The following is a 23,392-nucleotide window of genomic DNA, read 5'->3' on the forward strand; positions in this document are numbered from 1 at the left end:
GAAGGCATGAAACAAAAAACAGTGAGGGCAAGAGTAATAAAATCGGGACAATCTATTGGAACTAGTGTTGTAAGCAAACAAGAGTTGTCAGACTATGAGGCGGATAGTGTTTATACCGAAATTATTATGCCAAAATATCCACCACGAATACTCAAGGTTATTGTTGAAAATAGCACAATTCTTCAGCAATGTATTACCGCATATAAACAAAATATTTGCGGATTCGGGCTATCTACTGTGTATCGAGATGATGACTCAGTTGGTGATGAAACGGATGAAATGAAAAAAGAATGGGAAACCATGCGACTATTACTAAGGCAATTCAACTTCGACAAACCTCATAAAGATATATGGGGACAAGGTATAGCCGATAGAGAAGAAACCGGAAATGGATATATCGAAGTAATTCGCGATGGACTAAATAAACCAGTTGGATTGGAGAATGTCAATCCTGAAACAATGAAAGTGACCAAAAAAGGGGAGGCCGTCTCCATCAACATAAACGGAACTACTATCCCTATCAAGAAGAGATTCAGAAAATATATTCAGGAGACAAAAGGAAAAAAAGTATGGTTTAAAGAATTCGGTGATCCACGAATTATGGACAGCCGTACTGGAGAATATGACGTTAATACCCCAGAAGAACATCAAGCTCATGAAATCATTCACTTGAAAATTGGGAGTGGGCCTTATGGTATTCCGCGATGGATTGGACACTTACCTCATATTACTGGTGCAAGAAAAGCCGAAGAACTTAATCTGAAGTATTTCGAACAGGGCCGGCATACACCGTTAGCTATCTTAATTAAGAACGGCTTACTATCAGATGAAAGTGAAGCTGCTCTTAAAGAATATGCAGAAAGTGTAGAAGGTGTGGACAATGCACATAAGTTTCTCTTACTTGAAGTGGAGGGAGATGAAAGTGAAAGTTCGATGCCTGGCGAAAGCAATCCAAAGGTTGATATTGAGATAAAATCACTTGCGGATATGCTGCAGCAAGATGCGTTATTTCAAGAATATGATGATAACTCTCGGCAAAAGGTACAAAGCGCTTTTCGATTGCCTGATATCTATATCGGTCGTTCGCGTGATTTTAACCGCGCCACTGCTGATATGGCTAGACAAATTACAGAAGAACAAGTCTTTCAGCCAGAACGCGACTCTCTTTCCTTTATCATCAATCATAAGTTGTTAGCTGAATACGATTTTCGATATGTGGAAGTCGTCTTTAATGGACCGGAAATTAGCGATGCACAGGATGCTACTCGCTTGATCGGTGTGGGTAATGTAGCTGGAGCTATTACGCCTAATGATTTACGTGCATACATCGGCAAGAGGGTATTTAACAGGGATTTAGATAACCTAGCTATCCCTGAAGCTGATATCCCAATTGCACTACAAAAACAACAACAAAACAGTCAACCTGTCGAATTACAAAAGGCTGCTAACCAGGACGTTGTTAGAATCCTAAAGGATTTGTGCGATGTACTTGAGGACTTTCAAGGGAGGGAATAAAAGTGGCTCTAAGCACTAGTCAAGTCCTTGCTAGTTATGAAATATGGCCGTTACTACAGAAACATTATAAGTTTTTTAACGACCAGCTTTCTGAAGCTAAAATTGTTCTTCATGCTGATCCAAAACAAAACTCATTTATTAAAGGAAAACACCTTGATGCAAATTTACAAGGAGAAACACATATCCAATGTCTTGATACGAAAGAAAATTTTGCTCTATGGGATGATTTGATAAAAGATTACGGGGTTCCAAGGCAGACGAACTACATTGAATTCGAGGTCAAACCATCTGAAATCATATTAGCCAAAGCTCATCTTTATTTTGTATCACAAGGTGATTAGACAGGACCTTATTATTCGCCCATAAGGGGGGTGTGTGTAGGTGCAACCAAACAAAATCGAAGTTCTACTCTCTTCTATACATGCCGTGATATGTAAATCAGACGACAAACTGGACATTTCACACTTTCCGTCAGCTGACAAGCTTAAAAACCATATCACAGATTATGAAAAAGATATCGCTAAGCTACAGCGCCGACAAAAGCGACATTTTATCAACGGTATAAAGGAATTTATCGCTAAAGATGAATCGATAGCGTCTATTATGGCTTATGTGGTTGGAAATCTATTCGCTGCTGATGACTTCGGCGATAAAATAGGCGAATCATCAAAAAAGATGCTATATAAGACTATTCCCGACCTTGCCAGCGATATTATGACAAGCATTGATAAAGACATATCATTTAGTATTATGAGCCAAAAGACAGTCGATTGGATCGAGAAAACAGGTCCATATCTAGGTGAAATCATGAAGCTTACGAGCCATGAAGCCGTAGAAAAGGCAATAAGAACCGGGATTGAAAACGGAGAAGGGATTGATAAAATTGTCGATCGTATAAAGGTATTACCGGAATTTGACCGCAAACGCGCAGAAACTACGGCCATCACAGAGGTACTAGCTGCATCAAGTGCCGCTTCTCAAGAAGCATTCAGTCAGTCTCCATCCGTCGAGGGCAAAACATGGCTGCATTCAGGTGGAAAGGGGATAACGCCGAGGCCCGCTCATGTAGCATATAGCAATACAACCGTTCCTGTAGAGGAACCATTCCAGGTTGGCGGGGAGTTTGGTATGTATCCGCGATCGATGGAGTTTTCAGCACGTAATCGGGTACGCTGTCATTGTGTTATGGTCCCAAGTGTAAATCAAGATATCCTAAAGCTTAGTAAAGAAGAAAAAGAAAAAATAAGAGAAGAAAGAGTCACGCTATTGGGCGGGTATGCTGTATAAATGAAATGCTATTGAAGGAGGTGATAATATGCCAAGGGAGTTAACAAATGTAGATGTTACTCATGTGTCATACGTCGATTCTGCTGCAAATAAACGTAAGTTCTTTCTTACAAAGTCCGCAGAACAACCAACATGGCAAAAGGAAGTTAAGTTACTGACAAAAGCGGATGATGAACAAATGCTTGTGTATGGCGTTGTATATGAACCAAGCTCAGAAGATGAATTGATTCTTGATACACACGATGAATACATGACTGCACAAGAGATTGAAAAGGCTGCACATGGATTCATGATGAAGGCCCAAAACATCGATACACAGCATGATTTTTCATCTGGAGCTGGACAAGTGGTAGAGTCCTATATCGCACCGGCCGATTTTGAAGTAAGCGGGGAAGTCATACGCAAAGGATCATGGGTTCTGGTCACAAAAGCAACACAAGAAATATGGGATGGCATCAAAAACGGCGAGTATACAGGATACAGCCTTGCGGGAACTGCTACGATTATCCAGAAAGGTGGTGAAAAGAAAGTGGAGAAGGAAAAAAAGAATATCGAGCAGGAGAAGGTCCTTACCAAGTCAGATGATGAGGTAAAGGGCTTTTTTAATGTCGTGAAGCAATTTTTCTTGAACAGAGAATCAGTAGCAAAGGGTATGGTAGCCGACACGTACAATGCACAAACGAAACGTGATCAATTCTGGAACGCCATGCATGCATTCGAAACCGTAGTACGTCGCTACAACTGGCAGACAGACAAATATGAATTTGTTGAAGATGAGCAAACCATACGGGAGGCAATTACTGATTTAACAACCATTCTAAATGAGGTCTTGCTGTCTGATAACATCATGAAATCAATAGGTGAACCACCGGATAAGGTACAAAAGGAGGAAGAAGAAGTGACAAAAGAAGAAGCAGCGCAAATCACAAAATCAATTGACGAACTGACTGTCCTTGTAAAAGCACAAGGAGAAAAATTAGCCGAGTTAGAGAAGGGGTCAGAGAAGACAGAAGAAGTTGAAAAAAAGGCCGAGGAAGCTGGCGAAAAAGCAACGGAAGTAGAAAAAGCACAAGAAGAGGCTGTTACTACTATTTCTAAACAATTGGAGGAACTGACTAGTCTTGTAAAAACACAAGGTGAACGTCTTGAAGTCGTAGAAAAGGCACGTGGTATCACGAAAGCAGCAGACAATGATGAACATTCAGAAGAACAGGTGCAAAAATCTACATTTGGTAGCTTGTTTATGCGTTCGCATCGCTAATTAAAAGGGGGATATAAAATATGACGAACAAAGAAATCATCCAAAAAGCCGATATGGCACTTGCTGACCTTGCTTCTGGTGGACAAATGACACCAGAACAAGCCACGAAATTCATTGAAATGATGCAAGATACACCCACAATTCTACATTCTGCTCGCGTAGAGCCAATGGCGAAAGCGCAAACAGAAATCAACAAAATCGGATTCAACAGTCGTATCTTACATCCAGCTCCGTCTGGACGCGTTGCGCTTGCGGATGGCGAACGTTCTAAACCAACGACAGAAAGAATCAAATTGGACCCGCAAAAAGTGCAAGCTGAAGTTTTTCTCGATGATGAAGTAATCGACAACAATATTGAAGGTGAAAACATCTTCGATACCATCATGCGGTTAGCTGCTGAACGTTCTGCGCTCGATTTGGAAGAGTTGGTAGTCCAGGGTGATAAATCCTCTGCGGATCCATATCTTGCGTTGATTGATGGTGTATTAAAACAAGCAAATACCCATGTTGTTGATTTTAAATCAGAAGCATTGTCCCGCGACGTGTTCAAACAGGCCTACAAAGCCACACCACAGAAGTATATCCGTAATCCGCGTGATTGGAGATTCTACACGTCCCATCATGCTGCATTAGAATGGATGGACCAGGTGGCTGCTCGTCAAACCGGACTTGGGGACCGTGCGCTTGAGGGCGGTGGAGCTACCGCATACGGCGTAAATGTCGAAGGGATTTCTATGATGCAGCCGTATGATGATGGCGCTGGAAAGTCTGTATCAGACATTTTATTTACGCATCCGAAAAATATCATTATCGGTATCCGCCGTGATATTACGGTAGAATATGAACGCAACATTCGCGAACAAGGTTGGACAATCGTCATTACAGCGAAAATAGATGCAAAGTTTGAAGAGGAAGATGCAACTGCAAAAGTAATTAAGGTACAGTCGTAGGTGGTATGAGATGTACTTTGCTAAGCTTATAATCGGACAATCATACACTGTTATTGGTGAGCAACAGAAGCGCTTTATAGTCGGTGAAGAACAGCCGATTGATAAAGCGCTTTTTGATTACTTGAAAGATAATCCTCAATTTGAGGTTCGGGAAGAAAAACGAACACGTAAAGAAAAGAGTGAGGACTAATGTACATCACTCCTAAAGATGTAAAAGAATACTCGGAGTTTAGGGCGGTACAAAACCGCCCTGACCCAAAGCTTGAAAAAGACATACTCCGTGCAGAGACGGAAATCTTCGCTTACTGCGGCCATAAGTTTGATAATGCAACAAAGTATCCAAACGGGCCTCCAGAGGAAGTGAAGCTTGCATTCATTCTGCTTGCTGAATATTATGCTTTGATTGCAGCCAACGAATCCCTTGCAAAAGGATTCAAATCAGAAAAAATAGGTGGATACTCGTACTCGATAGGCGACAACCCTATGAACAAGCCATCGTTTATTTCTATGCTATCCGCTTATGTTCAGACGGCAGGAATGGCAAAGCGGAAAGTTGATTTTCGTATGAGGGGGTTATAATATGAGCTTTGCCTCACTTCTCATCCATCATTGTGATATCTACCACCTACAGGAACAAGAGATAGGTGGCGGATTTGGTATCCCGACGAATCACATACAAGATGAATATGTGTATGGCGCTGTCCCTGACTTGTCGCAGGTAGAATGTTACTGGGAGCGCCGTGACCTATCAAATGGATTTATATTGCGTGAACCCTACACCGCAATGCAGGAAGTATACACAGTATATTTTCCTATTGAAACAGATGTACGACTTAATGATAAAGCAATGTACAATGGCGTAGAGTACCGCCTAACAAGGCCGGAGCCGATACACAATCATCATATTGAAGTAATAGCAGTTCGATTGGAAGAGAGCATATGAAAGATTTCCTTAAAGACTTGGATTCGTTTGTCAAACAAATTAACCGAGTAGCAGATGGTGAGTTGAAGCGAGATATGGCGGTGTGGTTAGAAGCTACTGGATTTCAATTCCTTGAAGAGATACAGCGTGAAATTATTCGTCTTGAAGTAGTGGACACGCGTCGTCTGCTCACCTCTTTTACAAAAGGGGATAGCGGGAACGTTTGGCAGATCACAAAGGGTGGGCTATCACTTGAGATTGGAACAAACGTAGACTATGCACGCTTTGTTGAGGAAGGACATGCGCAATCACGCAGATGGCTCCCTGGTCGATGGGAGGGTGGAAGCTTTGTATATGATAAAGACGCAAAAACAGGTATGATGCTGAAAGCAAAATGGATTGAAGGACGGCATTACTTTGACAATGCGCTTTCTATTTTCGAAGAGATATTTGGCAAATCGCTTGAACGTAACCTCGATCATTGGATAGAACGATTGGTAGGTGGTCGTATGTGACTAGCAACGAGGAAATCGGCTCGATAGCAAGGTTTTGTTATGACTATTATCCAATGTTTACGGATCCAAAAGACGGGCTGCAACAAGTGTATTTTGTGAGAATACCGCAGAACTTCAAAGTACCGTCGCTCTACTTCCCTGTACCGCAGGAGGACGATAGAGGGGATACAACCAAAACCTATCGTATCAATCATCGTTTGTATATCAAATCATTTCACAACAATGAACAGAAGGCTTATGATGCAGTGAAAGCTATTTCAAGCAAAATACAAGGGAGTAAATATATTGTGCCGCTTGTAAATCAATCAGGTACCCTGACAGGTGATTTTCTACGCATCAAACGTTGTAACATCAAGCCTTTACATGAAGATACACTATTCGGCGTAGCGCAGCTCTACCTCGAATGGGAAAGTCGCTATCTATATGATCAACCAACATATGAGAAGATGGGTAAACTCTTCTTAACGCAAAAGCTAAAGGGGTGACACCATGGCAGAGAAACAGGAGCGGGTGAAAGAGCCTGCTTTCCCTGTACAAATCTTAATCGAGAATGCAAAAGGACTGTCCGATGAGTTTGGCACAAAGCCAGAGATCATCATGGCGGTCCTTTCTTCATGTACAGGTAAAATTACAAAATCAGAAGCGAAAAAACGCATTGATTCATTTTTGCGAAAGGAAGTGAAGTAGGGATATGGCAGGTGGAACGTTCCAAACAGGCGAAAGGAAAGTGCGTCCTGGTTTTTACGCTCGATTTATTTCTGCGGCACAAGACCGCATTGCAGTAGCGCCACGCGGCACGGTCATATTGCCGTTGACGCTTAACTGGGGAAGGGCAAAAGAGTTTACTACCATTGAAGTCGAAAAAGACACGATGGACAAACTCGGATATGACTATAACGATCCAGAGATGTTACTTATCCGGGAAGCTCGGAAGTTAGCTAAAAAAGTAAAAGTATACAAATTGAATAAGGGTGAGAAAGCAAAAGGAACATTCGGCACAACTTCGATATGTACTGTGGAAGCAATAAACGATGGAACACGAGGAAATGACATTACGATTGTATCGCAAGTTAATGTACTAGATACAACAAAAAAAGACGTAATTACCTACGTAAAAGGACGCCAGGTAGACAAACAAACACAGGCGGAGATTGAAAGTCTTGTACCGAATGAATGGGTAACGTTCTCCGGAACCGGCGCAATCGAAGCTACTGCAGGTACAACCCTAACAGGTGGAACGAATGGAACAGTGATTAATGCCGATTATACAGATTTCATGACAGCGTGCGAGACCGAGTTCTTCGATACGATTGGATTCCTATCTGATGACGTCACGCTTAAAACGACATTCGTTGGATTTATTCGCCGCCTGAGGGAGGATGAGGGGCGTAAGGTAAAAGGTGTCGTAGCAGGTTATGAAGCTGACTATGAAGGAATTATCAACGTTAAAAATAGCGTGAAGCTACTGGATGGAACGGAATTAACAAAAGAACGGGCGGTCGCATGGGTAGCGGGTGCCGATGCAGGTGCAAGCATTACAAAATCCAACACATACCAGCGCTACGATGGTGCAGTAGATGCTATTCCGCGTTATACCAACAGCGAAATCATCGAAGCGATTAACAAAGGTGAATTTGTATTCGTTAATGATGGTGAACAAGTCAAAGTAGAGTACGACATTAACTCACTGGTGACTACAGGACAAGACAAAAACAGTCGCTTCAAGAAAAACCGTGTGATGCGAACGCTCGATGCGATTCATAACGATATTAAGCGCGAAATTGAACGCAATTATATCGGAAAGATGAACAATAATGCGGACGGTCAAGCGATTCTTAAAGCAAGCGTAATCGGCTATCTTGAGACCTTGCAAAATGCAAATGCCATTCAAAACCTTGACAAGGACGCGGACTTTGTAATCGATCCTGTGCTATCTGTAGATGATGAAGTACATGCGACCATTTATGTTCAACCAGTAGACAGCATGGAGAAATTCTATTTCACAATCCTAGTACGGTAACTAAGGGAGGTGCAGTGAATGCCCCGTTATTCTGAGCGGAATACCATTTCGGCCCGTGAAGGCCGTCTATACTTGGACGGAGAAGAATTAGTCAACAGTATTAAATTCAGCATTAGCATCAAGAAAAAGAAAGTGGAAGCACCTATTTTGGGCAAGCGAATTATTGGAGAACGTACCATCGGGCTTGAGCAGCCAAAAGGTTCTATCACAGAGTACAAGGCAACCCCGCGCTGGTTGGATATGATGACAAAATACAAAGACACCGGGGAAGAAGTGTATTTCACGTTGATGGGTGTACTTGATGATGTATCGGCCAAGCGAGGTACAGAGCGCATTGTCGTGAAAGAATGCAGTATTGATGAATTGGAATTGATGATGTTCGATTCAGAAGGCGATATCGTAAAAAATGAAATTCCGTTTTCCTACTCTGACTATGATGTCCAGGAAAAGTTACGATACGACTTTGACTAATATAGGGTGGCTGCATGCCACTCTCTTTTTATTCTCATGCAAAAAACAAGGAGGAATACAAATGAGTGATATGAACAAATTGATGCAGGCATTTATGAAAGGGAACGCAAAACCTGTGCAGGAGCGTAAATTTCAGAACATCTCCGACCGCTATGTTGATGAAAAAGGAAATCCAATTCCGTTCGTGATGAAAGCCATCCCGCAGTCATATGTAGAGGAAATCAGAGCAAAGCATACACGTACAGACAGGGAAGGTAACGAAAAGTACGATGCAGTCCGAGCTAATGCTGAAATCGCGGTTAAATCTACAAAGTTTCCTGACTTTACAAATCCGGAGTTGTTAGCATCTTATGGGGAACAAGATCCGATTGACCTTGCCAAACGGATTCTATCTATCCCAGGGGAATATGCGAACTGGATTTCCGCTGCAACCGAAGTAAATGGTTATACAAAAGACTTTGAAGAATTGGTGGAAGATGCAAAAAACTAATTGAGGGCGGCTATCGTGATGCGGTAGTTGCTCACTATGCCTTGCATCGCTTGAAGATGAGGCCACGTGTGATTTGGAATAATCCAGATGCACATGAAAAGGCGTTTATATATGGGAGTATTCTATACCAACTAGAGAGAGATAAAGTGTAGCGGTAGTTGGTATTGACCTAAGGTAGCACGTGGATAGTAGCTTGCAGCTACATCTCAGCATTGATATAATGAATGCAAGCATTACTCAATGAATATACTAAAAAAGACCGCTCGGTGCTGGTAACACCAAACGGTCATGCACAATAAACGTTCCCTCTAGGGGGACGGCTCAGACTAATTACAGGTCATAGAAATAGGTTCCCTGGTCGTCCAAACTCAAGGGGGCCTATTTCTTTTGGTTAAACGACAGTATAGCTACAATTAGTGTTGCGAATGCAATCATCAACATTAATGATTCGAATACTGTCATAAACTCCACCCCCTTTCTTACAGGGAGTGAGCCGTAGACCACCCTTGAGGAGCCGTATCAAATTGTGCAATGACAAAATTATACCATATTAAGGCACGCTTGGATGCGAGTGCTTTTTATTTTGGAAAACTGCCCCCTTTCTGAGGAATTAAGGTAAAATGTGAGGAAAAGGGGGAGATTTCTTTTGAGAAGATATGGTGAAAAAAGCTGGACAAGTAGCGACGGCAATCATAAAGTCACTGTATGGAAAGAAGGTCGGGAGGTTAAAGGAACCGTCTTTGAGCGTAAAACAGGTAAAACCCGTTCTTTAAGTGACGCAGTATCTATAGATAGGGATCACCCATACTTTCCTTCAGAGGTAAGCGAAAATCTTAACCGTCTTATTGAAGAAGTAACCAAATCATGAGAAATATTTAACGGAAAATTAACTCAGCAATAAAAGACGCCCTTAATCTAAGGCGTCTTTTTTAGTGGGCATATATACACTTGGATCGTCTGAGCCATAAATAAAAAGCTTATTCATATTTGTCAATGTATATGCTTATAGAGGGATTGTCCGCTAAAACATAGTATTCTAAGACGCTATTAACAATTTCATTATCTATGTCATTTGAAAATATATGAGGAAGGTCAAATAATTCATCATACAAATTTCTAGGATAGATAATTTCTATTCTTAAATCAGTTATTTCGTCTTCTTCATCACGTCCATTTACGTTTACTTCTGCTTTTACATTGTAGATTGTTCTTTTTCCTTTGGATATCCAAAGGAATTCTGCCTCAAAGGTGTCTTCAATATTTGCCATATCAACATCAATTAATTGGTATTCAGACGGATGATATAGCATTAATTCTCCAGGTGTCACGTTTAGATAAGTGCATAGCGTATTTAATGTATCGAATTGAACGCCTTTACTTGTGTTGTAATAAAGAGCTCGAATTGTTGTTTTAGCTATTCCAGTATCCCGAACTACATCAGCCATTTTAAGATTACGTTCTACTAGTAGTACAGCAAGGTTACATTTTATCATTCAAGTTCACCCTTTCACCATAAAAGTATCATACTAAATACTTTTATAGCAACAAATTAAACTTTTGGTATTGACAACAAGTTCCTTAAAGTGTAAATTTTAATCAACTAAAGGTATCGAGTACGATACTTTTAGAAGTATATACGATACAAAAAAGGAGGTGGAGGTGTAGATATGATTAAGTCCAACTTGCCGGTATTAATGGCAGAACGATTGTTGAAAGTAAAACATCTATCAGAGGAAACAGGAATTTCTCGAACAACACTTTTTAGCTTGTATTATGGAAAAGGAAAGGGGGTTCAGTTCGATACATTGGACAAACTATGCCAGTATTTCGGCTGTACCATTGGCGAACTTCTAGAGTATCGAGAGGATGTGAGTTAATTGAATGCTACAGAAGTCTTTCAGATGATTAAAAACCAATGCAATCCTAATTGTCCTAGTGACTTTGGAGAAGTATTTGATATTTTCTTCTCTTCTCAAAGTTCTAATTTTGTGGGCGGACAAGGGGATAAAAGAAGAACTACTCACGAAAACATGTTTTCTATGCTATATCCTCACATGAAACAACAAGTTCATTTCGGCACAGGTAAAGGAGGGTTAGAGGAATACTTATCCAAACGTTTTACAGCTGATTTCTACGACGAAGAAAATAACATTATTTATGAAATAGACGGCGATAATCACAAAACAGAAATTAAAATTTTGAAAGACAAAATACGGGACTATTTCTTCTACCATGAACTCGGCATCAGAACGGTGAGGCTAACTAATCAGCAAGTTGAAGAAATGATGATGGAAAAATTACTTGAGTTAGAGCGGAAAGGGCTGCTTTCAGATGTTATTAGACATTAACAAGATAAAGGTGAATGACCGTATCCGCAAAGACTTTGGCAACATTGAGGAACTAGCGCAGGATATTAAAGAAAACGGATTGATTAACCCCCCGGTTGTTACTCCTAACTATACACTAATCGCCGGGGAACGAAGGTTACGAGCATGCAAACATCTTGAATACCAACAAATAGAAGTTCGGGTTATGACAATTCGAGATTATGAGCATCAACTCCGCATGGAGATTAGTGAAAATGAGAACCGAAAAGAATTCACTTTTTCTGAGCGTGTTGAATGGGCAAGACGTTTAGAAGAAATAGAAAGATTAAAAGCAAAAGAAAGGATGGAAACAGGGGGTCAGGAAAATTTTCCTGAGGGTCAAAAAGGACAAGTGCGTGATATCGTAGCTGACCAAGCAGGGTTCGGTAGCGGTAAACAGTACGAAAAGGCAAAATTTATAACTGAAAATGCTGACGACGAAACGATACGTAGACTTGATGAAGATAAAATTAGCATTCACAAAGCGTATACAGAGTTAAAACAAAAATTGCAGAAGTCGGAACAGGAAAAAGAAAAAGCGGAAAAACAAGCCGCGATGCTTCAGAAAGAATTAAAGAAAGAACAGTCAAAACCGCCAAAAATCATTGAAAGAGAAGTAACTCCACAGAGTGTGGAAAGAAAATTGCAGGAGTTGGAACAACAACTAAAAGCTAAAGAGGCGGAAATACAGAAAATCGAAGCTCAAAAAAGAAAAGTAGAAGATTACATGAAAATGCAAGAAAGGGATGCGGAAGAGTATCGGCGGATGAAAGAGCAATTGCGATTTCTTTCTTCCCAACGAGATAACTTGCATCGTCAAATTGAGTCAGCTACCGCACTTTCCGGCCTTGTCGTGGAGATTGAACACTTTCTACAGACCAAGCTAGCTCCTGTTAAGTATTCCAGAGCTTTTGAAAGACTTGATAGCCAAGTCGCTTTAAAAAACATTGAAGATATTGTCGCTAATGTAGAAGACTGGTGTAAAGAAATCCGTTCCTTGCTACCAAATGGAAATTATATTGAATTGGAGGCTATACCTTATGAATAACGTAGTGCAATTAAATGGGACAAGCGTAGACATTAGCACATTAAATGATTCTCAAATTAATATGCTGCAAGCTGCGTTAGTGCAACGCCAAATCGATGTAGTATCAAGAGAATTGGAAGTACTCAAACAAAGTCAGGTAGTAGCAGAGAAAAAGACAGAAATAAAGCTGTCTGAGTTTGAACAAAAAATGACGGAATTTAAGCAAGATGTAGAGACCGTCAAGAAAAACGAACGCTTGGATTACCATGAGGCGGTAAAAGTTAAAAAGGCGGTAGAACGACGGGTGCGGGAACTAGCCCATAGAGAGGACATACAACAACTGCTATTCGATGATATGGGAGAAGTAAAGCCAGACATAGATCAAGCCAAGCGTAAGTTGTATCCAAAAATTTGGCGCGATGTAAAAGATACTTTTGCAGTCACCAGCTACCAGGACATTCGTCGGCTAGACATGGATGAAGCATTGAGAATGATTGAGGCATGGCGGCCAAGAATCGGCGCATAAAAAAATCACCTTCTTAATTCGCAGTTAAGAAAGTGACAAGCTAAAAAACACAAATAAAAAAAGTGGGGCAATACCCCACAAGAATTCGACTACCCTCAGTATACCTAAAAAAAGAGGGAAATAAAAGTGGGTATTGCCTCCAATCAATATGGAGGAATAATCATGGATTATCCAAGCATTGAAGAAGTAGCAAGAGAAATAGTTGATGCGCTAGAAATATACCCGTTTCAATCATTAGAAAGTATGACAGGAAAATTCACCGCTGTAAATTTTCGCTGGAGAGAACAGGATGATCCAGAAAATCCGGCAAAACTTCTAACTTTTTGCCTGGAACAACTACCTACATTTGGTTATGACGAACGAGAGGTATGCGACTTCTTTGCGAACTATCTACATTCTTTATGTAACGGATATCGAAAAATGTTCCTAGATACTGTATTTGGAGATTGCCATGTACACTAAGGAAGTTGATACAGTTGTTACTGTTGGTGATCTCTTAATTTTCAAGGGATTAGTGAAGCGGAGTCAAGCCGATGATGAAATAGCAAAAATCACGCTTAAGAAAATCAAACAATTGATAAAATCAAAATAGGTAGCCTGCATACTACGGTTTCCCTAAAATGCATAGGGAATACAGAGCAACAACCATGATATAATACATTCATATATATGCCGGGAGGATAAATGATGGAGGAAATACTCAAGCAAATCCTTGCCGAAATGCAGGATATGAAAAAAGAAATGAATCAACGATTCGATAGCGTAGACGAACGATTTACTGAACTAAATCACAAATTAGAAGTCATTAGAGAGCAAACAGCAGCAAATAGTGAGATACACTCTCCAGTTGCAGATGTACAAAAACAAGTAGATGATTTGGCCACTGACGTAAAATTAATCAAACGGGCCATAACGAATCAATAAAGAGCAGCGAATAGCGTTGCTCTTTTTCTTTTGGAAAATCAATGTTGAAAATAAAACAAGGCGAAAAATGGGAATTAGATGATAATTTTATGTAATTTTAAAAAGTGATATATTGGAAAAATCTTTAATTATATAGGAAGGATGATGTAGAATGTAGGGAAAAAGGAGGGGTTTAATTGAGTAGTGAAGATGTTAGAAAAGGCATAACTAACGCCAAATTTAATCAAGAAAATAGCAATATACTATTCGGTGAAATTGTTTTTTTGGCAATATTTTTAGGTATATGGAGTTCATCTTGGTGGGTTTTTGGTGGAATTTTCTTAGGTTGTATTATAGCTCTTTTGTTTAAGCCCCTTGCCTTTGGTTTATGTATCTGTTTTGGCATTGCCTGGGGTGTAATCGGATATGTAATTGGAGCTTTTTTTATCGAAAATCTGGGGGCTTCAGTAGTGCTTGGTATTATAGGCTTACTTTGCGGATTAGGAGCTAATCTAAGCGCCCTTGAATGGGCAAAGGATATCCAATAAAACTTATTCCCCTATGCCAAATAGACTTTTCTATATGGTATATACACAATGAGAGGAAATTAATATAAACGTACTGATAAATGATGTAATAACTATAACGACTTGATAAGATTCAAAAGAAAAAGTCGCTCACACCGAGCGGCTTTTTCTTTTGAAAGGAGGTGAAACTATGGCAGAACGAAAGTTAACCGCCGTCTTTGATTTGGTGGACCGTATGAGTTCAAAAGCAAAGAATATCACAAAATCGCTTGATGATATGGGAAAGAAAGCTGGTAACACTGGTAAAGCAATGGATGAACTTGGACGCAAAAGAGGACAGCCGACTATTGGCGTAAACGACCAAGCCACTAGTAAAATACAACGTATTAATGATGGTTTAAAACGTATAGCGGGAAGCGCATACAACACGACAATAAATGTCACAGATAAAGCAACACAAGCTATAGATAAAATCCACGGAAGACTTACAAGCCTGCCTACAGCTATCGGAATTACGGCAGGCTTAGGTGCCGGTGCTATCGTAGGCGATACATTCAGGACGGCTGTAGACTTTGAAAAAACCATGAGTAAAGTGAAAGCTTTGTCGCAACCAACGCAAGAGGAATTTAAAAAAATGAATGAATTAGCTATCCAGCTTGGTCAGGAAATGGTGTATTCATCAAGTGAAGTTGCTCAAGGGATGGTGGTCTTGGGACAAGCTGGATTGAACTCTACTCAAATGATGGGCGCTTTGCCTGCTGTGTTAAATTCTGCTGCAGCTGCAGGGGAAGATTTTGCCCAAACTTCCGACTTGATGATCGGAACAATGTCCGGTATGCGGATGGAGATTAAAGACCTACCTCATATTGGCGACGTTATGGCGAAAGCGGCTTTGGCATCTACTATCAGTATGACGGACTTCGGATACTCAATGAAATATGTAGCACCTGTAGCCGCTACCGCTGGGCAATCACTTGAATCCGTCGCCGCGGCCATCGCTATCTTGGGAAATGCCAATATCAAAGCGGATACAGCTGGTACAGCCTTACGTATGGGTTTATTACGGCTAGCCGCGCCGCCAAAAGCCGCAGGTGAAGCGATGGATAAACTGGGCTTCTCGGCCGTAGACAGTAAAGGTAAGTTCAAATCTATGGCAGAAATGATTGACATACTCCACAACAAGTTCAAAAAATTGAGCCAAGCTGAAAAATTAGATATGGCAAAGGGTTTGTTTGGGGTAGAAGCTGCCCCGGCGTGGATTACACTCATCGAAAAAGGACCTGAGGCATTCCGCAAGATGCAAAATGACATGGTGAATTCAGATGGGGAAGCGGAAAAGATGGCTAAAACGATGATGGATAATGTAGCTGGTAGTCTGGAGCAGTTACGAGGGGCCTTTGAAGCTATGAAGATCAAAGGTTTAGAAGCCGCACTTCCTATCATCCAAAAACTAACAGATGCTATGACCAATTTTACAGAAGGATCGATGACGAAAGTAGAAGCGTTGGGACAAAGAATCGCAAAAGTATTAGACGAGGCGTTCCAGCCATTCACAAAGCCAAAGATTGATAAAGCTACGTTGGATGAAATGCGTATCGATCCTGAGTTTCGCAAAGAAATGCAGGATAAAATTGACCTTTACAACATGAATTTCGAGGAGAAGGTCGACCACGCGATGAATAAAATCACAGAAGCTATGGGGAAATGGTTGGAAGGACCGGGCGGAAAGAAGCTCGAAGCAGTTTTCATTAAGATGGCAGAAATCGGATTCAATGCTTGGATTACTGTTCTGCAAAGACTAATGGAAACATCCATGAACAATCTTATGCAAGGAAACTTCTCTACTGCAGGTGGCACTGGAATGCTTGCATATTTATTGGGGGGCGGACTTTTGCTAAAAGGTGGAATTACACTAGCAAAAGGTGCATATAAAATCGGTGGTAAAATAAAAGAGAAAATCAAACCAAAGCCAAAACCGACACCAACGCCGATGCAGCCAAAGCCCACGCCTTCTAAACCAAGTCCTAAACCTAAGCCGGTACCACAACCTAAACCAGCTCCCGCACCTAAACCAGCGCCTGAACCCCAAAAAGGAGGCAAAGGTTTTTTCAAAAAGGGAGGCAAAATACTCGGTCCACTTGGTACGTATCTAACACTCACAAGCGCGGCGGAATTTGGGGAAATGGCGGGAGATTGGGTGTTTGGTCATAAAGAAGGACAATACAAAAATGCCTCGCTTGATGGAACAATCGAGTATTGGACAGACACTCGCGAACCAATCTGGAAACGCATTGGTCAAGAAGAGCCGGCGCCAAAACCGCAAGAACAGCCGCCATCTACACAAACGCAGTCACCAGGCCTTGACACAAAACTTGCCCAACAGAATCTTAATGCTCTTGCTGTTACTGCAGGTCTGATGGCAGGAAAACTCGCGGGAGCGATAAGTCCGATTGAACCCAAGGCCCAGCTTATAGCTACGAACTTCCACTCTCTTGCATTTATGGCTGGTATAGGAGCAGGGAGAGTGATCTCGTTTTTGGGCGAGATGGAAAATAAAGCTCGTCTTGTTACTACAAACTTCGGCTCTCTTTCGTTTATATCTGGTCTAATGGCTGGAAGGATCGCTTCTCACTTTAGTGGAATTGATGATTCAGTTAATAGTGTGAAACAAGCACTGAATAACCTTGCCAGTCGAATTGATGCGGTTCCTGCACCAAATACAGGGATGGAGATGCCAAAACAAGAATTTGCAAATGGCGGTGTAGCTGGACTCGTTAACAAACCTACACTTGTTGGTGGGGGTACTGGAATTGCAGGAGAAGCAGGAATTGAAATGGTTATACCGCTCAGTCGTAATAAACGCAGACGAGCACTCAGCCTGTTTGCACAAACAGGTAAGTATCTCGGAGTGAATCAGTATGCAAATGGCGGAGTTACCGGAAAATTATCAGAGGAACAGGCAGAAACATTGCGTTCGATGGCATCGACTAAACCATCGGTAAGTGGTGGAAGCCGTATATTGAAACTCAACAGTCTTATCAACGGAAATATTATTATTCAGAACGACATGGACAAAGATTCGTTTTTGCAAGAAATACTCTTACTCTTGTCCGATGCTTTTGATAATGTGAATACACCACAGGTTACCCAACCATAACGCGATGCTTTGGTCTATAGACTGAAGCTTTTTATTTTGCCTGAAAGGAGGTATACGTATGGAAATCTGGCTAACGTTTAATAACCTAAACGAGCGACACCAACTACCGGTACTTCCTCCAGATATCAAAATAACATGCGGTTCCAAAAACGAGACTGTATATATTAGTGGCTTGGGTGATATCACCATCATCCAAGACCCTGATTTAAAGACGTTTACCTTTTCTTCGTACTTCCCTGGAGCAAGGGACTATACATGGGCACATCCAAACGTACACAAGCCAGAAATATATCTGAAAAACATTCAACGGTGGAAAGACAGCGGAAAACCCATGCGCTTTATCGTCATTAGCGATAGTCTAAACCTCAACTACGCCTGTACGATTGAGCAATTTGATTATGAAGAACGAGCTGGAGATGTAAATACTATTTATTACACAATATCCCTAAAAGAATACCGTTTTATCAAACCTCGAAAGCTTGAATCCAAGGCGGTATCAACAGATAAAAAGAATACTACACCAACTGTAGCTGTTAACACAAAAGCACAACGTCCAAATCAAAAGACTACACCAGTCACACATACCGTAAAATCTGGAGATACACTCATTAAGATTGGGCGTAAATACAACAAAAATTGGCGAGAGATCGCGAAAAAGAACGGAATAAAACCGCCATACATTATAAAAGTCGGTCAGAAAATAAAACTGTAGGTGGATAACATGATCGATGTATTTTTGGTCACCAAACAAGGCATGTATGACATTCCAGTCGAGTCTGTGACATGGAAAGGCAGCAAGTTCAATGCAGCTCGTTCGGTTGAAGTGGTACTACCTACGGTCCGGCGCGGATATCTCGATACAATCTTCCCTGAAAACGGAGAAGGAATTGTGTTCAAGTGGAAGGGGAAGGAACTGTTTCAAGGAACAGTATTCAGTAATAAAGACATGCGTAGCGGTATGGGGAAAGTAGTAGCTTATGACAAACTTATCTATCTACTAAGAAGTAAGGATTCTCGCATCATATCAAAAAAGAAAGCATCAGATGTGGTGAAGACTTTTTGTACAGAGCTTGGATTACCAACCGGGAACATTGTAGATACAAAGTTTGTTGTGCCTTCTCATGTGATGGATGGGGATTCTTATTACGACACTATTGTCCGGTATCTTATCGAAACCCACAAACGCACTGGAGTTAAATATTATCTTTATTCGCAAGGCGGGAAAATCCATCTGATAAAGCGTGTAGAAAATCCGCATAAATGGATATTAGAGAACGGCACGAATATCATGGATTGGACATATGAACGCTCAATTGATCATGATGGATTTGCTACAAAAGTGAAATTACAGGCAGGAGAGGAAAAAGAAACGATTATAGCAGTTGCAGAAGACAAAGTCGCTCGTGGAGAATGGGGATTGATTCAGCATTTCGAACGTGTACCAGACAAACTCAACAAATCCCAACTGCAGGCCAAAGCCAATCAAATGATTAAGAACAAAGCCAAAGAAGAGGTCATCTTTAACATGGACGCGATTGGTATACCCGATGCAATTAGCGGCGGATCATGCTATGTCATAGTGGGAGAGCTAGGTATCGCTAAAGGATACTACATTGATGAGGACACACACTCATTTCAAGGGAATAAACATACAATGTCGTTAAAACTAGAAGAAACTGACGATCTTCCGCCGGTCGAAGGGGTTGTGCCTTACGAGCCACGAAAAGAAACGCGGAGAAAGGGCAGTACCAGCTATAAAAGTGGAAGTCGAGTTAGCGACAAAGGCGATGGGTATAACACATCTGCAGCCAAGTGGGTCCGTGATAACGTTGGTAAGTACGGCTTAAAAGTTACATCAGCCAAACGGACTAAGGCGCATAATGATAAAGTTGGCGGGTCAAAAACAAGCAAACATCTATTAGGACGAGCCTACGATGTAGCAGGGCCGGTAGCAAAGATGGACGCTTTTGCGGCAGCGGCACGGGCATCAGGGTTGTTTAACCATGTGTTATGGCGTGTAAAAGGACACTTTGACCATGTCCATCTCGACTGGTAAGAGAAATAACTTCTACATCTCGTGAAATATAAGTAGGTGATACCATGTCATTCAATGAAAAAACCAAACAAATGTTACAGCGATATGCAAACCAACAAAAAGAACATATACACGGTACAGCAGAAGCGGCTATACAAAGCGGGATGCAACAGATGGAAGGTGTAGTGTTGACGCCTCCACCTAATCTAACTGTTAAGGTACAAAACAATGACAAAATGATTCTATTACCAGAACTTCTAACAGTTGCCGAACATTTAACACGACATGAGCGCATCGTCACACTTGAACACATAGAAGCCACAATACGAAATTTAGGTGACGGGGAAGGTAAAGACCTTGTGACAGGAGATGGGAAGATATTTACACAAACTGACGAGCGTGAAGCGCCACATAACGATATATCTTCATTCAAGTATGAGTGCATCAAGCTTCAATTCGAAGATGTGTTAAAAGCAGGTGATAAGGTGCTTGTGCAAACCTATAATGGCGGTCAGAAATTCCATATTGCTTGTAAACTAGTTTCCTATGGAGGGGATGATCAATGATTACACCGGACATTACCATACCGGATATTGTAGAAGGAGAACGTCAGCCATCACGTAATTATAAACTAGATTTCACCACAGGTCGTATATCTGGATTTATAGATGAGCGTGAAGCAATCGAACAATTTATTATAAAAGCAATACGAACAGCACGTTTTCGTTTTATCATCTATTCTGATGATGAAGGATGCGAGTTAGAGGACTTAATTGGAAAAGACTTATCGTGGCCATTATTTCAATCAGAATGCACACGAGTCATAACCGAGGCGATTATATACGATGATCGGATTGATAATGTATATGAATTTGAGTATCGTCGTGAAGATGATAATGTATACGTTGATTTTACTGTAGATACAGTGGAGGGAACATTAAATATTTCTGTACCGATACAAGGGGCCAGATATTAGGGTCGCTTTTTTATTTTGTCTAAAGGTGGTGATGTAATGTCTCGTTATGAGGATAAGACATTCGAAAATCTATTACAACAATCGCTCGATGAAATACCTGATGATATCGATAAAAGACCCGTAAGCAGTATTGTTTACGATGCAATAGCTCCATTTTCGATGCGGCTAGAAGAAGCATATGTAGAACTCGACAATATGACAGATCTCCTTTTTCCTGATACAGCGACAGGTGAATACCTGGATAAGATTGTAGCGGAAGAAGGTGTAACGCGAAAGCTTGCGACACAAACGATACGGCATGTGCAATTGACGGGGACGGGGGTAGTCAGAGCAGGTGGCCTGCTCACGATTGACGATCGCTTTTTTGAGTTTGTAGAAGACGCTTCGGTTCCTTGCATTACCGCTATTAGAGCATTGGAATATGGAGCCATAATACCGGATGAAACAAAGCCTGTTATCGTAGTTGATACAGTTGATGGCCTTCAAACAATTACGCTTGTTTCACATGCAGAAAATAGGGACGGAGTAGATACAGAGGATGACGAATCACTTCGGGCACGTTACTTCATTGAGACGAAGAAGAGTCCCGGATCCGGTAATGTGGACGACTATGAAAAGTGGACACTAGAAGTAACGGGTGTAGGCAGGGTAATTGTCTTGCCTTTGTGGAATGGACGCGGAACTGTAAAACTCGTCATACTTGATAGTAATGGAAATCCAGCTAGCGAAAAACTATGCGAAGATGTGAAGCAATATATCGATCCGATAGACGGAGAGGGGCAAGGTAAAGCGCCAATCGGAGCAACGGTCACGGTTGTACCCGCGATTGCTGTAAATGTCGATGTAGAAGCAAATATAGAACTTGATGGGACACGTAACATTACCGACATTACACAGGATGTTACTAATGAATTAAAGACGTACTTTAGTGAATTAAAACTCGTTTCGGGTGGAGAAATCACATATAACAGGGTGGGGAGCATTATTATCGAAACCGATGGTGTGCATAACTACCGTAATTTGACGTTGAATGGCGATACGTCGGATATTCCGCTAAGCAAAGAACAAGTGCACACGTTAGGGACGGTGACGCTTAATGCAGTATAACTACAACGAGATGAAACCTATGTTGTCGGATTACTATGAGAACAGTCCAGAGATGCAGGCCATTCTAGAAGTGCAAGGCAGGCGATTAGACGAATTATTTGCTGATATACGTGATGTATATGCACAGCGTAGGATTGAGACTGCAACATGGACAATTGACCGACATGAGCGTATCTGGGACGTTACACCGCATGCTAATGATACGTTAGATGATAGGCGAGCGCGTGTAAAAGCAAAGATACTTTTATACGCACCTATGACTATTAGGAAGATGCGGGATATTATTAACACCTTTGTTCCATCTAAGAACGCTAAAGTATATAACATACCAAATGAATATGCATTTGAAGCACAGATACCGAGCGATGAACTACATCTACTTCGCGAAATTGTAGCAGCCGTAGAGAAGGCAAAACCTGCGCACCTTGAATTCCTTCTTGCTCCTTCGACTAATGAGACGATAGAGATTCAGGAACGTGTAGCAGTCAATATCCGGCGCTACCATAAAGTCCATGAGTTTCGCGTCGGCATGAAACCAATGAAATATCAAAGTGAGGAAGTGTTATAAGTGGATAAAGCCTATCTTGAACGAGTAGCGGCCGACTTATATACTCGTGCATCTACTATCATTTTAAACGGAGAACAGACACTTCCTATCCAAAATGTGTGGAGGATAGAAAATCATGTCTTCGTTCAAGCTGCATTAATAAAAAACATAAGCAGGATTACCTCTATCAAGCTATTGGACGAACAAGGTAGTTTGATTACCGAAAGAAAAGCAAATATTAATGTGCCTGATGAACAAACATTAGCATTTACTTTTCAATTTGAAGTAAAAGGAGGGGAAATCAATGCCGTTCGTTCCTAAGTTCGATTGGACATTTGATACTGATGTAACAGAGTATGATATTCTCCGTTGGGAACATGGCATTTACGATGCACACCTTATGTTAAGCGAACATGCAGCAGCCATAGCCGCCCTTCAAATTGATGTGAAATCAGTAAAGGACGCCTTGTTCAACAACTTCACGGACAATATTTTCACGGAAAACCTAGATACACTAACCGATGTTCAGGTCATCAGCGGATGGTATGACGAGGTAAATAAAAGGCTGGTGGTATAATGGCGAACGGAGATTTGATTAAATTAGGGACGCTCTATCTTGGCGGAGTTAAACAAGCGCGTCCAACTCGACCTTGGCGAGGTGATTCGATACCGTCTGGAGCTTCGGCAAAGGGTGATATTCCGTCATACTCAGTCGGACAAACTATCGAAATACGTAATACTGATGCAAGTGATGCTTACAAAGTTCAATGGCGGGAAGCTACGGTCGATG

The 23,392-nt window shown here is 41.2% G+C and carries 33 protein-coding genes; 31 read left to right on the top strand and 2 right to left on the bottom strand.

What is annotated here, in order from left to right:
- Window positions 1-6 precede the first annotated feature (6 nt).
- The 14 genes from AF333_RS28990 to AF333_RS29055 all read left to right on the top strand — a co-directional run bounded on the left by AF333_RS28990 (window position 7) and on the right by AF333_RS29055 (window position 9,431).
- Window positions 7-1,515 (top strand): phage portal protein, encoded by a 1,509-nt coding sequence (locus tag AF333_RS28990; RefSeq protein ID WP_043063240.1) that lies wholly within the window; start codon window positions 7-9, stop codon window positions 1,513-1,515.
- Window positions 1,516-1,517: 2 nt separating this feature from the next.
- Window positions 1,518-1,856: a hypothetical protein gene (locus tag AF333_RS28995; RefSeq protein WP_043063239.1), complete on the top strand. Its 339-nt coding sequence runs from the start codon at window positions 1,518-1,520 to the stop codon at window positions 1,854-1,856.
- A 40-nt stretch (window positions 1,857-1,896) separates the two neighbouring features.
- Window positions 1,897-2,802: a phage minor head protein gene (locus tag AF333_RS29000; protein WP_052811655.1), complete on the top strand. Its 906-nt coding sequence runs from the start codon at window positions 1,897-1,899 to the stop codon at window positions 2,800-2,802.
- 28 nt (window positions 2,803-2,830) lie between these two features.
- Entirely contained in the window at window positions 2,831-4,063 is a 1,233-nt protein-coding gene (locus AF333_RS29005; RefSeq protein WP_043063238.1) for an XkdF-like putative serine protease domain-containing protein, read from the top strand.
- A gap of 20 nt (window positions 4,064-4,083) precedes the next feature.
- Entirely contained in the window at window positions 4,084-5,013 is a 930-nt protein-coding gene (locus tag AF333_RS29010; RefSeq protein ID WP_043063237.1) for a phage major capsid family protein, read from the top strand.
- Between the two features lie 10 nt (window positions 5,014-5,023).
- Window positions 5,024-5,203, top strand: coding sequence for a YqbF domain-containing protein (locus tag AF333_RS29015; protein ID WP_043063236.1), 180 nt, complete (start codon window positions 5,024-5,026; stop codon window positions 5,201-5,203).
- Window positions 5,203-5,592, top strand: a complete 390-nt coding sequence (gene yqbG, locus AF333_RS29020) for a protein YqbG (protein ID WP_043063235.1) — start codon at window positions 5,203-5,205, stop codon at window positions 5,590-5,592. The genes AF333_RS29015 and yqbG overlap by 1 nt, the downstream gene beginning before the upstream one ends.
- A gap of 1 nt (window position 5,593) precedes the next feature.
- The gene (locus AF333_RS29025; protein ID WP_043063234.1) at window positions 5,594-5,956 is read left to right on the top strand and encodes a DUF3599 family protein; all 363 of its coding nucleotides are present in this window, start codon (window positions 5,594-5,596) and stop codon (window positions 5,954-5,956) included.
- Window positions 5,953-6,450 carry an HK97 gp10 family phage protein gene (locus tag AF333_RS29030; protein ID WP_043063233.1) on the top strand — a complete coding sequence of 166 codons (498 nt, stop codon included), beginning with the start codon at window positions 5,953-5,955 and terminating at the stop codon, window positions 6,448-6,450. The genes AF333_RS29025 and AF333_RS29030 overlap by 4 nt, the downstream gene beginning before the upstream one ends.
- On the top strand, window positions 6,447-6,935 hold the full coding sequence (locus AF333_RS29035) for a hypothetical protein (protein ID WP_043063232.1): 489 nt from the start codon (window positions 6,447-6,449) through the stop codon (window positions 6,933-6,935). Before AF333_RS29030 ends, AF333_RS29035 begins: the two co-directional genes overlap by 4 nt.
- Before the next feature lie 4 nt (window positions 6,936-6,939).
- Window positions 6,940-7,137, top strand: a complete 198-nt coding sequence (locus AF333_RS29040) for a hypothetical protein (protein ID WP_043063231.1) — start codon at window positions 6,940-6,942, stop codon at window positions 7,135-7,137.
- 4 nt (window positions 7,138-7,141) lie between these two features.
- Window positions 7,142-8,470, top strand: a complete 1,329-nt coding sequence (locus AF333_RS29045) for a phage tail sheath family protein (protein ID WP_043063230.1) — start codon at window positions 7,142-7,144, stop codon at window positions 8,468-8,470.
- Window positions 8,471-8,488: 18 nt separating this feature from the next.
- On the top strand, window positions 8,489-8,941 hold the full coding sequence (locus AF333_RS29050; protein WP_043063229.1) for a phage tail tube protein: 453 nt from the start codon (window positions 8,489-8,491) through the stop codon (window positions 8,939-8,941).
- Between the two features lie 61 nt (window positions 8,942-9,002).
- On the top strand, window positions 9,003-9,431 hold the full coding sequence (locus AF333_RS29055; RefSeq protein WP_043063228.1) for a phage tail assembly chaperone: 429 nt from the start codon (window positions 9,003-9,005) through the stop codon (window positions 9,429-9,431).
- A 378-nt stretch (window positions 9,432-9,809) separates the two neighbouring features.
- Here AF333_RS29055 and AF333_RS37760 read toward each other — a convergent pair whose 3' ends face one another.
- Complete coding sequence (locus tag AF333_RS37760) at window positions 9,810-9,893, bottom strand: putative holin-like toxin (protein ID WP_268752752.1); 84 nt, start codon at window positions 9,891-9,893, stop codon at window positions 9,810-9,812.
- A gap of 184 nt (window positions 9,894-10,077) precedes the next feature.
- Between AF333_RS37760 and AF333_RS29060 the strand changes: the two genes are divergently transcribed.
- Window positions 10,078-10,299: a hypothetical protein gene (locus AF333_RS29060; protein ID WP_043063227.1), complete on the top strand. Its 222-nt coding sequence runs from the start codon at window positions 10,078-10,080 to the stop codon at window positions 10,297-10,299.
- A gap of 109 nt (window positions 10,300-10,408) precedes the next feature.
- Here AF333_RS29060 and AF333_RS32455 read toward each other — a convergent pair whose 3' ends face one another.
- Window positions 10,409-10,924 carry a helix-turn-helix domain-containing protein gene (locus AF333_RS32455; RefSeq protein WP_074715297.1) on the bottom strand — a complete coding sequence of 172 codons (516 nt, stop codon included), beginning with the start codon at window positions 10,922-10,924 and terminating at the stop codon, window positions 10,409-10,411.
- A 174-nt stretch (window positions 10,925-11,098) separates the two neighbouring features.
- On the opposite strand from AF333_RS32455, the gene AF333_RS29070 reads away from it, so the two are divergent.
- The 16 genes from AF333_RS29070 (at window position 11,099) to AF333_RS29145 (ending at window position 23,179) form a co-directional block, all read left to right on the top strand.
- Window positions 11,099-11,308, top strand: coding sequence for a helix-turn-helix domain-containing protein (locus tag AF333_RS29070; RefSeq protein ID WP_043063226.1), 210 nt, complete (start codon window positions 11,099-11,101; stop codon window positions 11,306-11,308).
- Complete coding sequence (locus tag AF333_RS29075) at window positions 11,309-11,779, top strand: DUF559 domain-containing protein (protein ID WP_052811654.1); 471 nt, start codon at window positions 11,309-11,311, stop codon at window positions 11,777-11,779.
- Window positions 11,763-12,845 (top strand): ParB N-terminal domain-containing protein, encoded by a 1,083-nt coding sequence (locus AF333_RS29080; RefSeq protein ID WP_043063225.1) that lies wholly within the window; start codon window positions 11,763-11,765, stop codon window positions 12,843-12,845. Before AF333_RS29075 ends, AF333_RS29080 begins: the two co-directional genes overlap by 17 nt.
- Complete coding sequence (locus AF333_RS29085) at window positions 12,838-13,350, top strand: ORF6C domain-containing protein (protein WP_052811653.1); 513 nt, start codon at window positions 12,838-12,840, stop codon at window positions 13,348-13,350. Before AF333_RS29080 ends, AF333_RS29085 begins: the two co-directional genes overlap by 8 nt.
- Window positions 13,351-13,512: 162 nt before the next feature.
- Window positions 13,513-13,812, top strand: a complete 300-nt coding sequence (locus AF333_RS29090; protein WP_043063224.1) for a hypothetical protein — start codon at window positions 13,513-13,515, stop codon at window positions 13,810-13,812.
- Between the two features lie 225 nt (window positions 13,813-14,037).
- On the top strand, window positions 14,038-14,274 hold the full coding sequence (locus AF333_RS29095; protein ID WP_043063223.1) for an MbeD/MobD family mobilization/exclusion protein: 237 nt from the start codon (window positions 14,038-14,040) through the stop codon (window positions 14,272-14,274).
- Window positions 14,275-14,450: 176 nt separating this feature from the next.
- Window positions 14,451-14,801: a hypothetical protein gene (locus AF333_RS29100; RefSeq protein ID WP_043063222.1), complete on the top strand. Its 351-nt coding sequence runs from the start codon at window positions 14,451-14,453 to the stop codon at window positions 14,799-14,801.
- Window positions 14,802-14,970: 169 nt separating this feature from the next.
- Complete coding sequence (locus tag AF333_RS33245) at window positions 14,971-17,937, top strand: phage tail tape measure protein (RefSeq protein WP_052811652.1); 2,967 nt, start codon at window positions 14,971-14,973, stop codon at window positions 17,935-17,937.
- Between the two features lie 58 nt (window positions 17,938-17,995).
- Window positions 17,996-18,649 carry a LysM peptidoglycan-binding domain-containing protein gene (locus tag AF333_RS29110; RefSeq protein WP_043063221.1) on the top strand — a complete coding sequence of 218 codons (654 nt, stop codon included), beginning with the start codon at window positions 17,996-17,998 and terminating at the stop codon, window positions 18,647-18,649.
- A 9-nt stretch (window positions 18,650-18,658) separates the two neighbouring features.
- Window positions 18,659-19,993, top strand: a complete 1,335-nt coding sequence (locus AF333_RS34390; protein WP_052811651.1) for an XkdQ/YqbQ family protein — start codon at window positions 18,659-18,661, stop codon at window positions 19,991-19,993.
- Window positions 19,994-20,037: 44 nt separating this feature from the next.
- Window positions 20,038-20,538, top strand: coding sequence for a DUF2577 family protein (locus AF333_RS29120; protein WP_043063220.1), 501 nt, complete (start codon window positions 20,038-20,040; stop codon window positions 20,536-20,538).
- The gene (locus AF333_RS29125; protein ID WP_043063219.1) at window positions 20,535-20,948 is read left to right on the top strand and encodes a DUF2634 domain-containing protein; all 414 of its coding nucleotides are present in this window, start codon (window positions 20,535-20,537) and stop codon (window positions 20,946-20,948) included. Before AF333_RS29120 ends, AF333_RS29125 begins: the two co-directional genes overlap by 4 nt.
- Window positions 20,949-20,984: 36 nt before the next feature.
- Window positions 20,985-22,055, top strand: coding sequence for a baseplate J/gp47 family protein (locus AF333_RS29130; protein WP_043063218.1), 1,071 nt, complete (start codon window positions 20,985-20,987; stop codon window positions 22,053-22,055).
- Window positions 22,045-22,623: a putative phage tail protein gene (locus tag AF333_RS29135; protein ID WP_052811650.1), complete on the top strand. Its 579-nt coding sequence runs from the start codon at window positions 22,045-22,047 to the stop codon at window positions 22,621-22,623. The genes AF333_RS29130 and AF333_RS29135 overlap by 11 nt, the downstream gene beginning before the upstream one ends.
- Entirely contained in the window at window positions 22,624-22,923 is a 300-nt protein-coding gene (locus tag AF333_RS29140; protein WP_043063217.1) for a hypothetical protein, read from the top strand.
- Window positions 22,907-23,179 carry a hypothetical protein gene (locus tag AF333_RS29145; RefSeq protein WP_043063216.1) on the top strand — a complete coding sequence of 91 codons (273 nt, stop codon included), beginning with the start codon at window positions 22,907-22,909 and terminating at the stop codon, window positions 23,177-23,179. The genes AF333_RS29140 and AF333_RS29145 overlap by 17 nt, the downstream gene beginning before the upstream one ends.
- Window positions 23,180-23,392 lie beyond the last annotated feature (213 nt).

It is taken from the genome of Aneurinibacillus migulanus, from assembly GCF_001274715.1.
Classification (GTDB): domain Bacteria; phylum Bacillota; class Bacilli; order Aneurinibacillales; family Aneurinibacillaceae; genus Aneurinibacillus; species Aneurinibacillus migulanus.

Excerpts from the sequence above, each read along its gene's own strand:
- AF333_RS28990 (WP_043063240.1), top strand. The coding sequence starts at position 7 with ATGAAACAAAAAACAGTGAGGGCAAGAGTAATAAAATCGGGACAATCT.
- AF333_RS29005 (WP_043063238.1), top strand. The coding sequence starts at position 2,831 with ATGCCAAGGGAGTTAACAAATGTAGATGTTACTCATGTGTCATACGTC.
- AF333_RS29010 (WP_043063237.1), top strand. The coding sequence starts at position 4,084 with ATGACGAACAAAGAAATCATCCAAAAAGCCGATATGGCACTTGCTGAC.
- AF333_RS29015 (WP_043063236.1), top strand. The coding sequence starts at position 5,024 with ATGTACTTTGCTAAGCTTATAATCGGACAATCATACACTGTTATTGGT.
- yqbG (WP_043063235.1), top strand. The coding sequence starts at position 5,203 with ATGTACATCACTCCTAAAGATGTAAAAGAATACTCGGAGTTTAGGGCG.
- AF333_RS29025 (WP_043063234.1), top strand. The coding sequence starts at position 5,594 with ATGAGCTTTGCCTCACTTCTCATCCATCATTGTGATATCTACCACCTA.
- AF333_RS29030 (WP_043063233.1), top strand. The coding sequence starts at position 5,953 with ATGAAAGATTTCCTTAAAGACTTGGATTCGTTTGTCAAACAAATTAAC.
- AF333_RS29040 (WP_043063231.1), top strand. The coding sequence starts at position 6,940 with ATGGCAGAGAAACAGGAGCGGGTGAAAGAGCCTGCTTTCCCTGTACAA.
- AF333_RS29045 (WP_043063230.1), top strand. The coding sequence starts at position 7,142 with ATGGCAGGTGGAACGTTCCAAACAGGCGAAAGGAAAGTGCGTCCTGGT.
- AF333_RS29050 (WP_043063229.1), top strand. The coding sequence starts at position 8,489 with ATGCCCCGTTATTCTGAGCGGAATACCATTTCGGCCCGTGAAGGCCGT.
- AF333_RS29055 (WP_043063228.1), top strand. The coding sequence starts at position 9,003 with ATGAGTGATATGAACAAATTGATGCAGGCATTTATGAAAGGGAACGCA.
- AF333_RS37760 (WP_268752752.1), bottom strand. The coding sequence starts at position 9,893 with ATGACAGTATTCGAATCATTAATGTTGATGATTGCATTCGCAACACTA.
- AF333_RS32455 (WP_074715297.1), bottom strand. The coding sequence starts at position 10,924 with ATGATAAAATGTAACCTTGCTGTACTACTAGTAGAACGTAATCTTAAA.
- AF333_RS29070 (WP_043063226.1), top strand. The coding sequence starts at position 11,099 with ATGATTAAGTCCAACTTGCCGGTATTAATGGCAGAACGATTGTTGAAA.
- AF333_RS29080 (WP_043063225.1), top strand. The coding sequence starts at position 11,763 with ATGTTATTAGACATTAACAAGATAAAGGTGAATGACCGTATCCGCAAA.
- AF333_RS29085 (WP_052811653.1), top strand. The coding sequence starts at position 12,838 with ATGAATAACGTAGTGCAATTAAATGGGACAAGCGTAGACATTAGCACA.
- AF333_RS29090 (WP_043063224.1), top strand. The coding sequence starts at position 13,513 with ATGGATTATCCAAGCATTGAAGAAGTAGCAAGAGAAATAGTTGATGCG.
- AF333_RS29095 (WP_043063223.1), top strand. The coding sequence starts at position 14,038 with ATGGAGGAAATACTCAAGCAAATCCTTGCCGAAATGCAGGATATGAAA.
- AF333_RS33245 (WP_052811652.1), top strand. The coding sequence starts at position 14,971 with ATGGCAGAACGAAAGTTAACCGCCGTCTTTGATTTGGTGGACCGTATG.
- AF333_RS29110 (WP_043063221.1), top strand. The coding sequence starts at position 17,996 with ATGGAAATCTGGCTAACGTTTAATAACCTAAACGAGCGACACCAACTA.
- AF333_RS34390 (WP_052811651.1), top strand. The coding sequence starts at position 18,659 with ATGATCGATGTATTTTTGGTCACCAAACAAGGCATGTATGACATTCCA.
- AF333_RS29120 (WP_043063220.1), top strand. The coding sequence starts at position 20,038 with ATGTCATTCAATGAAAAAACCAAACAAATGTTACAGCGATATGCAAAC.
- AF333_RS29125 (WP_043063219.1), top strand. The coding sequence starts at position 20,535 with ATGATTACACCGGACATTACCATACCGGATATTGTAGAAGGAGAACGT.
- AF333_RS29130 (WP_043063218.1), top strand. The coding sequence starts at position 20,985 with ATGTCTCGTTATGAGGATAAGACATTCGAAAATCTATTACAACAATCG.
- AF333_RS29135 (WP_052811650.1), top strand. The coding sequence starts at position 22,045 with ATGCAGTATAACTACAACGAGATGAAACCTATGTTGTCGGATTACTAT.
- AF333_RS29145 (WP_043063216.1), top strand. The coding sequence starts at position 22,907 with ATGCCGTTCGTTCCTAAGTTCGATTGGACATTTGATACTGATGTAACA.